The organism is Rhodanobacter spathiphylli B39, from assembly GCF_000264295.1.
Lineage (GTDB): Bacteria > Pseudomonadota > Gammaproteobacteria > Xanthomonadales > Rhodanobacteraceae > Rhodanobacter > Rhodanobacter spathiphylli.
Genome location: NZ_AJXT01000004.1, coordinates 245,132 through 258,649, shown reverse-complemented (window position 1 = coordinate 258,649; position 13,518 = coordinate 245,132). Strand labels below are relative to the sequence as shown.

Genomic DNA, 13,518 nt, shown 5'->3' with positions numbered 1-13,518 from the left:
GTCAAGGTGAAACGGCAGGTCATCCCTGCTTGATCATGGACTGCAAGGTCACCACGGCACGGTCACCGACTTCAGCCGGATTGCCACTGCGCGCGGTGACACGGTAGTAAACCGAGGTGGTGGACGTACCCTGGGCACCATAGTTGTGCGCATTGGCACTCTGCCCGTACCCGGTGCTGGTACTGGGGTCGTACCAGTTGCCCATGTTCTCGATAACGTACTGCGGCTTGCTGACCGCCAGGCTACCAGCAGCGAACTGACCGGCGGCGCTGCCCGACTGGACGGTGATGATCTTGGTCTGATCCAGGTTCGGATCATCGAATGGATTGCCCTGGCAATACACGCCACCGGCCTGGCAGTTGCGCGCAATGTCGCTCGGATTGGTGGCGACCAGCGCCTGCGCGGCGCGCATCGCGGCTTCCGCACTCTGGAAGGCGATCTGCCGATCGAACTGGTTGGAGGCCATGCGCTGCTGCATGATCGTGCCGCGCACGGCGGCCAGTCCGACCAGGGTGATCACGATCAGCAGCAACAGCGCCACCACCAGGGCCACGCCCCGCTGGCGGTGGACCGGAAGAGACGGGCTGGAGAATCGGACAGCGATCATGTCAGAGCACTCGGTTGCGTACGGTGGTGGTGGCGGTGAAGGTTCGCGAGATCGGCTTGGCGTCGGTACCGGACTTCTTGTCGACGCTTTCCAGGGTGAGCGTTACCCGTACGGCATCAACCAGGGCCCAGTTGATGCCAGCGGTGGAGGCAGGGACGAAAGTGGCGTTGCCCGACTGGTGATAGGCCAACGTCATCGCGGTCACGTCACGCACCATCTCCTGGGGTTTTGGCGTGGGCACGCCGCCAACGTTCTCCAGGCCGACCCGGTACAGCGAGCTTCCGCCCAACGGATTCACGCCGACATACCAGTCAACCGCGTTGAGCTTGGCGACTTGCGCGTTGGGCGTGAACACGTAGCTGCTGGTGCCGCTGCAGACAGTGGGGTAGCTGAAATCCTTGGAGCAGTTGCCAGGGCTGCCGCTAGTGTCATGGGTAATCGTGGCGCTGGCGAAACTGTTCAACTGGAAGACAACGGCGTGGTCGGGATCGCACACCATGATCAGGTCGCCGGCCTGCAGATCCGGGCTGGATTCGTTAAGCGTGAACGTGCCAGCCGGCTCGCTGTTGAGCTTCACCGTGTAGCCGGTGTTGGACGCGCCCAGCAGCATGAGCGAATCGGTGCCCGCGAGCCGGGCCTTTTCCGCGGTGCCGATGGCGACCGCCGCGTCCGTCTGGGTGTGGTCATAACCCACCAGCGTGTTGCTCCAGTTGGCCCACCAGGCGGTGGTCCGGTTATTCAGGACATTGGAGACGCGGCCGTTGTTGGTGCAGCCGGTAAGCCCGGCATCGCGGATGTCGCGCGCCATCATCTCGAACGCCGTGCGCGAACCATCCTGCACGTCACCGAGCGCCTGGTTGGTGCGATAGGTGCGCTGGTTGGCGATGAACACGCTGACCACGCCGCCGATCACGATCAGACCCAGCAGCATGGCCACCATCAGTTCGATCAGGGTGAAACCCTGTGACGATCGAAGGGACCGGCCATTGTCGCGTTTGAACATGGGGTTGCGGCTCATAGCATGGCCCTGGTGATGACTTGCTGCACGTTGCTGCCACCGACTCCGGCGCGGCTGTCGTCGAAACTGATGGTGACGGTGCAGTTCGCGCTCTTGTCCACCGCAGTGCAACTGATGTCGCCCTTGGTCGTGTCAGCCGTACCCAATGCCTTGCCCAGCTGACCGCACCACTGGCTGATCTGGTAGTTGGCCAGCGAACCCGTCCCTGCGGGACAGGCGTTGGCCTTTACCGCTGACGTACCGGTGCGGTTGTAGCTGCCACCTTGAGCTGCCGCCATGTCCGCCCGCATGGCGTCGAGGATCGAATAGCTGGAGATCGTCGCCATGGAGCGCGCCATGGCGCTGTTGTTGGTGGACAGCGACATCGCCTGCAGGGCGGCGATGCCGAGGAAGGCGATGGACAGCACCAGCACGGCGACCAGCACCTCGATCAGGCCGACACCGGATTGCAGGGAGCGCTTGCCGGCCGCGGACTTCCCCGCCGGACGGTTGGGCATGAGATTTGTCGTCATGTTCATCACTAGGGGCAAGTTCCCGAGGTCGTGGTGGTGGCGAGAATCGAACCGGCCGTCATCGTGATCACCCGATGATTGTCCTTGTTTCCCTTCATCTGGCTGGTGCAGATATCCACCACGGTGCCTTCATAGAGGGTGCTGACGCCGGGTTTGTGGGCCAGTCCTTGCGCATTGAACGTCAGGGCCGTCGCGTTTCCCTTCAGCTCCAGCGGTGCGACCAGGCCCGGGGCACCCGCCAGCACTTGGGTAACCCCGGCGCTATTCATCGCCCAAACCGCGCCAGTCTCGGTACCACATGCCTTGCCCAGGTCAGTGCTCGAGTTCGCGCTGGACGCGTCGCTGCAAAACTGCGTGGTGGAGTTGCGCTTGATCGCCTCCATGCGCGCCACGCTGATCGCATGGACAACATCGTTGGCGGCCGTCGTGAGCCTGTTGGAAGCCGTAAGGTTCTTGAAGCTCGGCACCGCGATCATCAGCAGCACCACGGCGATGGTGAGCGTGATCATCAGCTCGACCAGCGTGAAGCCGCGCTGCGCGCGCGTCCGCCTGGGCGATGCGACCAGCGAGACGGCTCGCTGACACGACAAGACTTGCATGGAATTCTCCCTGATACCCCTGAGCGCACTGTACCCATGCCGCCCGCGCCAGCCAGCCCCCAGCCGACCAGCGGTAGGGATTGGCCGACAAGCGGCCACTGGCACGCCGGAAAGGGTGACGGGGATCACGGGCGACGGGGCGCGCTCCGGAAAAGCAAAGGCCCGCTTGCGCGGGCCCTTGAAGTTCTGGTGCCGGAAACAGGAGTCGAACCTGCGACCTACGCATTACGAATGCGCCGCTCTACCAACTGAGCTATTCCGGCAAAGAGCCGCGGATTTTACGTTGTCGCGGCAGGGTGGCGCAAGCGGCGGGCGGTAAGCGCCCCGTGGGGCCGCACGCGCTGCGGGTCAGAGGCTGGAGCTGTTGTCGCCGACCACGCGCAACTCCTTGGGCAGGGCGAAGGTGATGTTTTCCGGCTCGCCATCCAGTTCGCGCACCGCGCCGGCGCCCCACGACTGCAGGCGGGCGATCACGTCGCGCACCAGCTTTTCCGGCGCGGAGGCGCCGGCGGTGAGGCCGATGCGGCCCACGCCATCCAGCCAGCTGCGCTCGATGTGTTCGGCGCCGTCGATCAGGAACGAACGCACGCCCTGCTTCTCGGCCAGCTCGCGCAAGCGGTTGGAGTTGGAGCTGTTGACCGAGCCGACCACCAGCATCAGGTCGACCGCGTCGGCCAGCCGGCGCACGGCGTCCTGGCGGTTCTGCGTGGCATAGCAGATGTCGTCCTTGCGCGGCCCTTCGATGTCGGGAAACTTCTGCCGCAGGGCGTCGATGATCGCCTTGGTGTCGTCCACCGACAGCGTGGTCTGGGTGACATAGGACAACAGCTGCGGGAACGCCGGCGCCAGCGTGGCGACGTCTTCCAGCGACTCGACCAGCAGGATCTCGCCACTGTTGGCGGGGTTCCACTGACCCATCGTCCCCTCCACTTCCGGATGCCCGGCGTGGCCGATCAGCACCACGCTGCGACCGATGCGGCCCAGCCGCGCCACTTCCATGTGCACCTTGGTGACCAGCGGACAGGTGGCGTCGAACACTTTCAGATGCCGCTGATCGGCCTCCTCGCGCACCGCCTGCGACACGCCGTGCGCGCTGAAGATCACCGTGGCGCCATCGGGCACTTCATGCAGCTCCTCGACGAACACCGCGCCATCGGCGCGCAGCTTGTCGACCACGTAGCGGTTGTGCACCACTTCATGCCGCACATAGATCGGCGCGCCGTACGATTCCAGCGCGCGCTCGACGATGGCTATGGCGCGATCGACGCCGGCGCAGAAGCCGCGGGGGTTGGCAAGCAGGATATCCATGGGAACTCGTGACCTTGTCCCTCCCTCTGCGAAGCATGGGGAGATGGAGGAGTGCGCTTCGCAGATGCGAAAGGCTGCAGCGGCGAATTATCGCACGCCGTCCGCCGGCTTGCCGGCGAACAGGCCGAACGCGACCAGCATCACCGCGCCCACCGTGATGCCGCAATCGGCCAGGTTGAACACCGGGTAATCCCACTGGCGGAAGTAGACGTGGATGAAGTCGGTGACCTGCGCGGCGTGCAGCCGGTCGATCAGGTTGCCGATCGCACCGCCCACGATCAGCGCCAGCGGCAGGCTGGTGCGCCAGTCGCGCCGTGGCGTGCGCGCCAGCCAGGTCACCAGCACCGCGCTGATCACCAGCGCCAGCACCACGAAGAACCAGCGCTGCCAGCCCGCGCTGCTGGCCAGGAAGCTGAAGGCGGCGCCCTTGTTGAAGGCCAGCGTCCAGTTGAGGAAACCGGGAATCACCGGGTGCGGCACGCCCATCGGCTGCAGCGCATGCAGCGCCCACCATTTGCTCAATTGATCCAGTCCGATGACCGCGGCGGACAGCCAGAGCCAAGGGAGGGCATTGGGTTTGCTGATCATCTACGGAAACTCGCTTGGGAATGGCTCCTCCCCCTGCAACGCAGGGGGAGGTTGGGAGGGGTGCTCTTGATCTTGCGAGATTCAGATCAAGAGCGCCCCCAGCCCGGCCCTCCCCTGCTGCGCAGGGGAGGGAGGCACAGCGCAAATCAGAACCAGCGGCGATCCTCACCCGGCCCTTCGATGTTGCTGATGCAGCGGTCGCACAGTTCCGGATGCGCGGCGTGGCTGCCCACGTCGTCGCGGCGGTGCCAGCAGCGCACGCATTTCGCCGCGCCGCTGACACTAGCGAAAACCCAGGCTTCGGCGCCATCCAGCTCCACCTTCACCGCGTCGTCCGCACGCGGGGCGAGCGGGGCCAGGGTGAAGTCGGAGGTGATGAAGAAGAAGCGCAGCTCGTCGGCGGCCTCGGCGTAGCGGGTGGAAAGCGCCGCGTCGGCGTGGACCACCAGCTTCGCCTCCAGCGCCGCGCCGATCTGCTCGGCCTTACGCATGCCCTCGAGCACGCGCGAGGCGGAGTCGCGAATGGCCAGCAGGTCGGCCCACCAGCGCCGCTGTTCTGGTGAACTCTGCGCCGCACTGAGGCCGTCGTACCAGGTCTCGAACAGCACGCTGTCGCTGCGCTCACCGGGCAGCTGCTGCCAGATTTCCTCGGCGGTGAAGCTCAGCACCGGTGCCAGCCAGCGCACCAGCGCCTCGGCGATGCGGTACATCGCGCTTTGCGCGCTGCGGCGGCCGCGGCTGTCGGCCGGCATCGTGTAGAGCCGGTCCTTGGTGATGTCCAGGTACAGCGCGCCCAGTTCGTTGGTGCAGAAGTTCTGGATGCGCGCGATCACATCGGGATAATCGTTGCGCTCGTAGGCAGCGATCACCGCCTGCTGCACGTCGTACGCCTGCTGCACGGCCCACTGGTCGAGCAGGACGCTGTCTTCCACCGGCAGCAAATGGACGGCCGGATCGAAACCGTCGAGGTTGCCGAGCAGGAAACGCGCGGTGTTGCGAATGCGCCGGTAGCTGTCGGAGACGCGCTTCAGGATCTCGTCGGAGACGGTCATCTCGTTGCGGTAGTCGGCCGAGGCCACCCACAGGCGCAACACGTCGGCGCCCAGCGTGTCCATCACCTTCTGCGGTGCCACCACGTTGCCCAGCGACTTGGACATCTTGCGACCGTTGGCGTCCACCGCGAAGCCGTGGGTGAGCACCTCGTTGTACGGCGCGCGGCCGTGGATCGCCGCCGAGGTCAGCAGCGACGACTGGAACCAGCCGCGATGCTGGTCGGAGCCTTCCAGGTACATCACCTTGTAATGCGTGGCGGCGCCCTGCTGCAGTTCGGGGCGCTGGTCGATCACGGTGTAGTGGGTGACGCCGGAGTCGAACCAGACATCGAGCACGTCGGTGACTTTCTCGTAATCCTTCGCGTCATCGCCAAGCAGCTCGGCCGCATCCAGCGTGAACCAGGCATCGATGCCGCCCTGCTCCACCTTCTGCGCGACCTGCTCCAGCAGTTCGACCGAATGCGGATGCGGCTCCTGCGTGGCCTTGTGCACGAACAGCGCGATCGGCACGCCCCAGGTGCGCTGGCGCGAGATGCACCAGTCCGGCCGCCCGGCGACCATGCCGGCGATGCGTTCCTCGCCCCAGCCCGGCACCCAGCGCACGTTCTTGATCGCGGTGAGCGCCGTCTCGCGCAGGTCCTGCTGCTCCATCGAGATGAACCACTGCGGCGTGGTGCGGTAGATCACCGGCGTCTTGTGCCGCCAGCAGTGCGGGTAACTGTGCTCGATCTTCGAGAACGCCAGCAGCACGCCGCGCTGGCGCAGCAGCTCGACCAGCGCCTCGTTGGCCTTCCAGATGTGCATGCCGCCCAGCGCGAGGCTGTCCGCTTGCGGCGTGTCGGCGCGATAGGTGCCGCGCGGCTCGATGTAGTTGAGCAGGCCGATGCCGTACTCGCGGGCCACCACGAAATCCTCCACGCCGTGGTCGGGCGAAGTGTGCACCGCGCCGGTGCCGTCGTCCGCCGACACGTGTTCACCGAGGATCACAGGCACTTCGCGCGGATAGAACGGGTGGCGGAGTTTCAGGCCTTCCAGGGCAGAACCTGTGGCATGGCCGAGGACCTGAGCACCCTCATCCGTCCCGCGGACACCTTCTCCCGGAGGGAGAAGGGAATAGCGGGCGGCCACCTTGTCGACCAAGGCACTGGCGACGACCAGCAGTACGCGTTTGCCGTCGCGCGCAGGGCCTTCGATCAGCGCGTATTCGAGATCTGCACCCAGCGACACCGCCTGGCTTTCCGGCAGCGTCCACGGTGTGGTGGTCCAGATCGGGATGGCCACGATGGCGTCGCCGGCCTCCACGCCGAACTTCTTCGCCAGCGCCTTCGCGTCCAGCGCGTCATAGGCCACGTCGACAGCGGGCGAGACCTTGTCGGCGTATTCGATCTCCGCCTCGGCCAGCGCCGAGGCGCAGTCGAAGCACCAGTACACCGGCTTGGCGCCGCGCAGCACGTGGCCGTTGGAAACGATCCGCGCCAGCGCACGCAGCATGTCGGCCTCGAAACGAAAATCCATCGAGCGGTACGGGTGATCCCAGTCGCCCAGCACGCCCAGGCGCTTGAAGTCGTTGCGCTGGGTGTCGACCTGCTCGGCGGCGTACTCGCGGCACTTCTGCCGGAACGCCGCCGCGTCGAGCTTGTCGCCCGGCTTGCCGAACTTCTTCTCCACGGCGATCTCGATCGGCAGGCCGTGGCAGTCCCAGCCCGGCACGTAGGGTGCGCGCTGACCGGCCAGCAGCTTGGACTTGACCACGATGTCCTTGAGGATCTTGTTCACCGCATGGCCGATGTGGATCGGGCCGTTCGCGTACGGCGGGCCGTCATGCAGCACGAACACGCTGTCGCGGTGCGCGGTCTTCTGCTGGATCTGCGCGTAGCGCCCCACCCGCTCCCACTCGGCCAGCCAGCCCGGCTCGCGCTTCGGCAAATCGCCGCGCATCGGAAAGTCCGTCTGCGGCAGGTTGATGGTGCTCTTGTAGTCGTGGGTCATTGCCTGGGTGCCGTAATGGAAGCGTTGCCGTCCGCCAGCGCGGACAAAGAGTTCAAAGTTAAACGATACCGGCGCCTGCCGGAAGCCGCCTCACGGACCGACCAGGCGCGGGTTCATGCCCAGCAGCTCGCGCGCTTGGCGCGAGTCCAGCGCCATCTGTGCCTTCAGCGTCTCCAGCCCGTCGAACTTCTGCTCGTCGCGCAGCTTGGCGACGAACTCCACCGCCATGCGCTGGCCGTACAGGTCGCCGTCGAAATCGAACAGATGCACTTCCAGCAGCGGCTGGCTGACCTGGTTCACCGTGGGGCGCACGCCGAGGCTGGCCACACCGGGCCAGCTGCACTCGCTCTCGCCCAGGCCCACGCGCACCGCGAAGATGCCCTGGATCGGGCTGACCCGCTGTTGCAGGTGGATGTTGGCGGTGGGATAGCCCAGCGTGCGGCCGAGCTGGTTGCCGTATTCGACCTTGCCGTCGATCACGAACGGACGACCCAGCAGTGGCTCGGCGCCGGCGAAATCGCCCGCGGCCAGCAGGGCGCGCACGCGGCTGGCGGAAACCCGTTCGCCCTCCAGCTGGATCACCGGCATGGTGCAGGCGCTGAAGCCCAGTTCGGCGCCCATGCGCTCCAGCAAGGCCACGTCGCCGCCGCGCTTGTGGCCAAAGCGGAAGTCGCCACCCACCCAGACCTCGCGCGCAGCCAGGCGCTCGACCAGCACCCGCCGCACGAAATCCTCGGCCGACATCGCGGTCAGCGCCCGGTTGAAGCGCAGCAGCAGGGCCTGCTCCATGCCAGCGGCGGCAAAGCCGCGAAGTTTTTCGCGCACGCTGGACAGTCGCGGCACCGGTTCGGGCGAGAAGAACGCCCGGGGCAGCGGCTCGAAGCTGACCACCACGGGGTTGCAGCCAAGCGCCTGCGCACGTTCGCGCACCTGCGCCAGCAAGGCCTGGTGGCCACGGTGCAGGCCATCGAATGCACCGACCGCCATCACGCTGCCGCGCGGCGTCAGGCAAGGGCCCGCGACATCCCTGGAAAGTTTCGTCATCGCCCGAGTATAACGGCCGGACGCCTGCCGATAATCGCGCGGGCGCGGTTCACGCCCCGCGCAGATCGCGCAGGCGGAAGCCGCCGGCAAACAGCACCGCGACATAAGTGCCCGCCCCCGCGACCACCAGCACGGCCAGGCGCCACAGCCGGGTGGCCACCGCGACGCCGTTAACCCATTCCGGCCACAGCCAGCGTCCCAGCAGCAGCACCGCGGCCATCGCCAGACAGGACGAGCCCAGCCGCAGCCAGTGCCGCGCCCAGCCGGGCTGTCGCTGGTACACGCCGGCGCGCTTGAGCCAGCGCCACAGCAGCATGAAGTTCACGTAGCTGGCCAGCGCACTGGCCAGCGCCAGGCCCACGTGCAGGCCGGGCACCTGGGCGATGCCGTCCAGCCAGCTGCCCTGCTTCACCGATGCCGGCGCCCACAGCTCGAAGAACAACGCGATCAGCAAGCCGTTGAAGATCATGTTGATCACCAGCGAGGCCACGCCCGCCTTCACCGGCGTGCGGGTGTCCTGGCGCGCATAGAACGCCGGCAGCACCACCTTGACCAGCGCATAGGCCGGCAGACCGCAGCTGAGCGCCAGCACGGCGGCGGCGGTCATGCGGGTGTCGAAGGCGGTGTACTGGCCGTTCTGGAACAGCGTGGCCACCAGCGGTTCGGCCAGCAGCGCCAGCGCGATCGCCGCCGGCACCGCGATCAGCAGCGTGATGCGCAGCCCCCAGTCCAGCGCCTTCGAAAATCCGGCCCGATCGGTGCCCACGTGGTGACGCGACAGCGACGGCAGGATCACCGTGCCCAGCGCCACGCCGAACACGCCCAGCGGCAGTTCGAGGAAGCGTGTCGACTGCCACAGCCAGGTCTGCGATCCGGTCACCAGCAGCGACACCACGATGGTGTCCAGCAGCAGGTTGATCTGGGCCACCGACGAGCCGAACAGCGTGGGCACCATCAGCCGCATGATTTTCCTGACCTGCGGATGGCGCCAGCCCCAGCGAGGCAGCACCAGCAGGTCCAGCTTGCGCAGGGCCGGCAGCAGGAACAGCAACTGCAGCACGCCGGCCAGCAGCACCGCCCAGCCCATCGCCAGGATCGGCACATGCAGGTGCGGCGCGATCCACAGCGCCGCCACGATCATGCAGACATTGAGGATGACCGGCGCCAGCGCCGGCATCGCGAAGCGATGGAAGCTGTTCAGCGCACCGCCGGCCAGCGCGGTCAGCGACACGAACAGCAGGAACGGGAACATCCAGCGCACCAGTTCGGTGGTCAGGTCGAACTTGTGCGGCTGGTCCAGCGCGCCGGGGATGAAGGCGGTGGCCAGCTGCGGCGCGAAGATCAGCCCCAGCGCCGTCACCATCAGCAGCACGCCGCCCAGGGTGCCGGCCACGGTCGCCATCAGTCGCTTCAGGTCATCGTGACTGCCGGTTTCCTTCACCTCGGTGAAGACCGGCACGAAGGCGGTGGAGAACGACCCTTCGGCGAACAGCCGGCGCATGAAGTTGGGGATGCGGAACGCCACCACGAACGCATCGGTGGCGACCGTGGCGCCGAACACGTGGCTCATCGAGATGTCGCGCACCAGGCCCAATACCCGCGAAATCATCGTCATGCTGCTGAACGAGAGCAGTCCGCGGAGCATGCTGGGTGACTTCATGAGTGCCTGGTTTCTGCCTGGGGCGCCGATCGCGCAGGGCGCACAGTCTGACAGCCCGTGCGGGCCGGATGACAGCCCGGATATGGCAGAATGGCGACACCTCGATGGCGACACGCCCCCGCCGGCCCATTCCGGCGGCGTAAATGATTGACGCATCGGCGAATCGCCCGCATAATTGGCGTCTTTTTCCAACCTCAACCCTGCATTCCGGAGTTCTACCTTGGCCAACATCAAGTCCGCGAAGAAGCGCGCGCGCCAGTCCGAACAGCGCCGCCTGCGCAACATCAGCGCACGTTCCATGGTCCGCACCGCCCTGAAGAAGGTCGTCAAGGCCATCGAGGCCAAGGACAAGGCAGCCGCCGTTGCCGCCTTCACCGCCGCCCAGCCGGTGATGGATCGCTACGCCGCCCGCGGCCTGATCCACAAGAACAAGGCCGCCCGCCACAAGAGCCGCCTCAACGCGAAGATCCGCGAACTGGCGTAAGCCGGGGCGCGATTCGAGTTGTACGAGAAGCCGGCGCAAGCCGGCTTTTTTCATGCTCCGATTTTGCCCCCCCTCCCCTGCTTGCAGGGGAGGGTTGGGGTGGGGTCGCTCTTGATCTTCTCCACACGGAAACATTCACCAGCAAGAACCGGCTGGCAATGCCCGCCAAATCAGCGCCGCGGACGAAACTCCAGCGGCATCGGCTCGCCGGGACGCGCCGCAGCCGGCGGCTTCGGCCCGCAGGCGCCGCAGGTGCTGCAACCATCGCTGCAGTCGCCGGTGGCTTCCTTCGGCTGCAGGCGGCGGCCGAACGCCCGCACCAGGGCGCCACGACCGGGCTGGCTGAGGTGGATCGACGCGGCAGCCATCCAGCGATTGGTGGTTTTCCGGGCCAGCTTGCGCAGCACGATCCACACACTGGCCAGCACGGCCAGGCCGATCACCACGTACTGCAGCAGCAGACCGGCACTCATGGACGCGTCCTCATGCGAGCGCCCTCGCCACCTGGTAGACGATGAACGACGCGGTATAGGCCATCACGAACATGTAGCCGAACGAGATCGCCACGTTGCGCCAGGAATCGGTTTCGCGCTTGATGATCGCCAGCGTGGACATGCACTGCGGCGCATACGCGAACCACACCAGCAGCGACAGCGCGCTGGCCAGCGAGATCTGCCCGGCCAGCGCATGACCCAGCCCGCCGGCCGCTTCGCCGCCGACCAGGTAGACCGTGGCCAGCGCGGCCACCGCCGTCTCGCGGGCAGCGAACGCCGGGATCAGCGCCAGGCTGATCTGCCAGTTGAAGCCGATCGGCGCAAAGATGTACTGCAGGCCGCGCCCGATGTAACCCGCGAAGCTGTATTCGATAGCCGGCCGGGTCGCGCCTTCCGGCGCACCGGGGAAGGTCGACAGGAACCACATCAGCACGGTCAGGCCCAGGATCACGCCGGTCAGCCGCTTCAGGAAGATCATGCCGCGCTCGTACAGGCCGATCGCCACGTCGCGCAGCTTCGGCACGCGGTACGAGGGCAGCTCCATCATCAGCGCGTGCTCGCTCTTGTCGCGGCGGATGTGCTTCATCACCCAGCCCACCAGCATCGCGCCGAGAATGCCCGCCAGATACAAGGTGAACAGCACCACGCCTTGCAGGTTGAACACGCCGAACACGTAGCGGATCGGGATGAACGCGCCGATCAGCAGCGCATACACCGGCAGCCGCGCCGAACAGGTCATCAGCGGCGCGATCAGGATGGTGGTGAGCCGGTCGCGCGGATCGGTGATGCTGCGCGTACCCATGATGCCGGGGATCGCGCAGGCGAAGCTGGACAGCAGCGGGATGAACGAGCGTCCGGTCAGCCCCACCGACAGCATCAGCCGATCCAGCAGGAACGCGGCGCGCGGCAGGTAGCCCGACTCCTCCAGCACGATGATGAACAGGAACAGCACCAGGATTTCCGGCAGGAAACCCAGCACCGTGCCCAGGCCGCCGAACAGGCCATCGGTGACCAGACTCTGCAGCGGCCCCGCCGGCATCAGCGTGGCGGCGTGTCCGCCCATCCAGTCGAAGCCGTCGGCGATCGCGTCGGTCATCGGCTTGCCGATCGAGTACACCGCCTGGAACACCAGGAACATCACCACCGCAAGAATCGCCAGGCCGAACACCGGATGCAGCGCCCAGCGGTCCAGCGTGTCGTCGATCGCGGCAGTGGCGCGCGGCATCGTCAGCGTGGCCGCCAGCAGCTCGCGCACCTGCGCGTGCAGGTCGGCGCGGCTGGCCGCGTCATCGGGCTGCACCGGCGCGGCCGCGGGAACCTCGCCATCGACCCGCTCGATCAGCGCCTGCGCGCCGCCGCGCTTCACCGCGACCGTTTCGACCACGGGCAGGCCGAGCCGACGCTGCAATTCGGGCACGTCGATCACGATGCCGCGCTGGCGTGCGGTGTCCATCATGTTCAGCGCCAGCACCACCGGGCGGCCGAGGCGCTTCACCTCCAGCACGAAGCGCAGGTGCAGGCGCAGGTTGGTGGCGTCGGCCACGCAGACGATCAGGTCCGGCACCGCCTCGCCCGGATAATTGCCCGCGCAGACGTCGCGGGTGATCATCTCGTCCGGGCTGTTCGCGTCCAGGCTGTAGGTGCCCGGCAGATCCAGGATCTGCAGCACCCGGCCGGACGGCGCGGTAAAGCGGCCTTCCTTGCGCTCCACGGTGACGCCGGCATAGTTCGCCACCTTCTGCCGGCCGCCGGTGAGCAGGTTGAACAGGGCCGTCTTGCCGCAGTTGGGATTGCCGACCAGGGCAATGCGCAGGGTCGACGCGCTCATGCCGCCGCCTCGCTGCGCACGCTGACCCGGCTGGCCTCGGCCTTGCGCAGCGCGAAGCGGGTGAAGCCGATCTGGATCAGCACCGGATCGCCACCCATCGGCCCCACCGCCACCACGCGCACCGGCTCGCCATCGACAAAGCCCAGGTCGCGCAAGCGCTGCGCGATCGGATCGGCCGCATGCGCATCGTGCACGCGGTCGACCACGGCGGGGGCACCCTTGGGCAATTCGGACAGACGCACGGGCGAAAATCTCAAATAAGAACAATTCGCATTGTAGTCCTTTTGTCGATACGGCTGCAGCACCCCGGGCCACCCCTGCGACAACGTTTATCA

The 13,518-nt window shown here is 66.7% G+C and carries 13 protein-coding genes and 1 tRNA gene; 1 reads left to right on the top strand and 13 read right to left on the bottom strand.

Annotated elements, in window-relative coordinates; all coding sequences use genetic code 11:
- Nucleotides 1–19: 19 nt before the first annotated feature.
- From UU7_RS01935 to murJ, 10 genes are all read right to left on the bottom strand, one after another.
- Nucleotides 20–607 carry a pilus assembly PilX family protein gene (locus UU7_RS01935; RefSeq protein WP_193385043.1) on the bottom strand — a complete coding sequence of 196 codons (588 nt, stop codon included), beginning with the start codon at nucleotides 605–607 and terminating at the stop codon, nucleotides 20–22.
- 1 nt (nucleotide 608) lies between these two features.
- A complete protein-coding gene (locus tag UU7_RS01930; RefSeq protein WP_007804854.1) occupies nucleotides 609–1,610 on the bottom strand; it encodes a prepilin-type N-terminal cleavage/methylation domain-containing protein in 1,002 nt (333 codons plus the stop codon).
- An 11-nt stretch (nucleotides 1,611–1,621) separates the two neighbouring features.
- Nucleotides 1,622–2,122, bottom strand: a complete 501-nt coding sequence (pilV, locus tag UU7_RS01925) for a type IV pilus modification protein PilV (RefSeq protein ID WP_007804852.1) — start codon at nucleotides 2,120–2,122, stop codon at nucleotides 1,622–1,624.
- A gap of 23 nt (nucleotides 2,123–2,145) precedes the next feature.
- Nucleotides 2,146–2,736, bottom strand: coding sequence for a GspH/FimT family pseudopilin (locus UU7_RS01920; protein WP_007804850.1), 591 nt, complete (start codon nucleotides 2,734–2,736; stop codon nucleotides 2,146–2,148).
- Nucleotides 2,737–2,923: 187 nt separating this feature from the next.
- Nucleotides 2,924–2,999 (bottom strand) — tRNA-Thr (locus tag UU7_RS01915).
- Between the two features lie 85 nt (nucleotides 3,000–3,084).
- Nucleotides 3,085–4,044 (bottom strand): 4-hydroxy-3-methylbut-2-enyl diphosphate reductase, encoded by a 960-nt coding sequence (gene ispH / locus UU7_RS01910; protein ID WP_007804849.1) that lies wholly within the window; start codon nucleotides 4,042–4,044, stop codon nucleotides 3,085–3,087.
- An 87-nt stretch (nucleotides 4,045–4,131) separates the two neighbouring features.
- Nucleotides 4,132–4,632: a signal peptidase II gene (gene lspA, locus UU7_RS01905; protein WP_007804847.1), complete on the bottom strand. Its 501-nt coding sequence runs from the start codon at nucleotides 4,630–4,632 to the stop codon at nucleotides 4,132–4,134.
- Between the two features lie 146 nt (nucleotides 4,633–4,778).
- Complete coding sequence (gene ileS, locus UU7_RS01900; protein ID WP_007804846.1) at nucleotides 4,779–7,673, bottom strand: isoleucine--tRNA ligase; 2,895 nt, start codon at nucleotides 7,671–7,673, stop codon at nucleotides 4,779–4,781.
- 90 nt (nucleotides 7,674–7,763) lie between these two features.
- On the bottom strand, nucleotides 7,764–8,717 hold the full coding sequence (locus UU7_RS01895; protein WP_040672666.1) for a bifunctional riboflavin kinase/FAD synthetase: 954 nt from the start codon (nucleotides 8,715–8,717) through the stop codon (nucleotides 7,764–7,766).
- A gap of 49 nt (nucleotides 8,718–8,766) precedes the next feature.
- Nucleotides 8,767–10,377: a murein biosynthesis integral membrane protein MurJ gene (gene murJ / locus UU7_RS01890; protein ID WP_040672665.1), complete on the bottom strand. Its 1,611-nt coding sequence runs from the start codon at nucleotides 10,375–10,377 to the stop codon at nucleotides 8,767–8,769.
- 220 nt (nucleotides 10,378–10,597) lie between these two features.
- On the opposite strand from murJ, the gene rpsT reads away from it, so the two are divergent.
- Entirely contained in the window at nucleotides 10,598–10,861 is a 264-nt protein-coding gene (rpsT, locus tag UU7_RS01885; RefSeq protein WP_007804840.1) for a 30S ribosomal protein S20, read from the top strand.
- A gap of 170 nt (nucleotides 10,862–11,031) precedes the next feature.
- On the opposite strand, the gene UU7_RS01880 is transcribed toward rpsT, so the two are convergent.
- From UU7_RS01880 to UU7_RS01870, 3 genes are read right to left on the bottom strand one after another with little or no spacing between them, the layout of a single operon-like run.
- Nucleotides 11,032–11,334: a DUF6587 family protein gene (locus UU7_RS01880; RefSeq protein ID WP_007804839.1), complete on the bottom strand. Its 303-nt coding sequence runs from the start codon at nucleotides 11,332–11,334 to the stop codon at nucleotides 11,032–11,034.
- A 10-nt stretch (nucleotides 11,335–11,344) separates the two neighbouring features.
- The gene (gene feoB, locus UU7_RS01875) at nucleotides 11,345–13,183 is read right to left on the bottom strand and encodes a ferrous iron transporter B (RefSeq protein ID WP_007804837.1); all 1,839 of its coding nucleotides are present in this window, start codon (nucleotides 13,181–13,183) and stop codon (nucleotides 11,345–11,347) included.
- Complete coding sequence (locus UU7_RS01870; protein ID WP_007804835.1) at nucleotides 13,180–13,425, bottom strand: FeoA family protein; 246 nt, start codon at nucleotides 13,423–13,425, stop codon at nucleotides 13,180–13,182. The genes feoB and UU7_RS01870 overlap by 4 nt, the downstream gene beginning before the upstream one ends.
- Between the last annotated feature and the right edge of the window lie 93 nt (nucleotides 13,426–13,518).

Coding starts and splice junctions, on each gene's coding strand:
- ispH (WP_007804849.1), bottom strand. CDS start 4,044: ATGGATATCCTGCTTGCCAACCCCCGCGGCTTCTGCGCCGGCGTCGAT.
- lspA (WP_007804847.1), bottom strand. CDS start 4,632: ATGATCAGCAAACCCAATGCCCTCCCTTGGCTCTGGCTGTCCGCCGCG.
- murJ (WP_040672665.1), bottom strand. CDS start 10,377: ATGAAGTCACCCAGCATGCTCCGCGGACTGCTCTCGTTCAGCAGCATG.
- UU7_RS01895 (WP_040672666.1), bottom strand. CDS start 8,717: ATGACGAAACTTTCCAGGGATGTCGCGGGCCCTTGCCTGACGCCGCGC.
- feoB (WP_007804837.1), bottom strand. CDS start 13,183: ATGAGCGCGTCGACCCTGCGCATTGCCCTGGTCGGCAATCCCAACTGC.
- UU7_RS01880 (WP_007804839.1), bottom strand. CDS start 11,334: ATGAGTGCCGGTCTGCTGCTGCAGTACGTGGTGATCGGCCTGGCCGTG.
- UU7_RS01920 (WP_007804850.1), bottom strand. CDS start 2,736: ATGCAAGTCTTGTCGTGTCAGCGAGCCGTCTCGCTGGTCGCATCGCCC.
- ileS (WP_007804846.1), bottom strand. CDS start 7,673: ATGACCCACGACTACAAGAGCACCATCAACCTGCCGCAGACGGACTTT.
- UU7_RS01935 (WP_193385043.1), bottom strand. CDS start 607: ATGATCGCTGTCCGATTCTCCAGCCCGTCTCTTCCGGTCCACCGCCAG.
- pilV (WP_007804852.1), bottom strand. CDS start 2,122: ATGCCCAACCGTCCGGCGGGGAAGTCCGCGGCCGGCAAGCGCTCCCTG.
- UU7_RS01930 (WP_007804854.1), bottom strand. CDS start 1,610: ATGTTCAAACGCGACAATGGCCGGTCCCTTCGATCGTCACAGGGTTTC.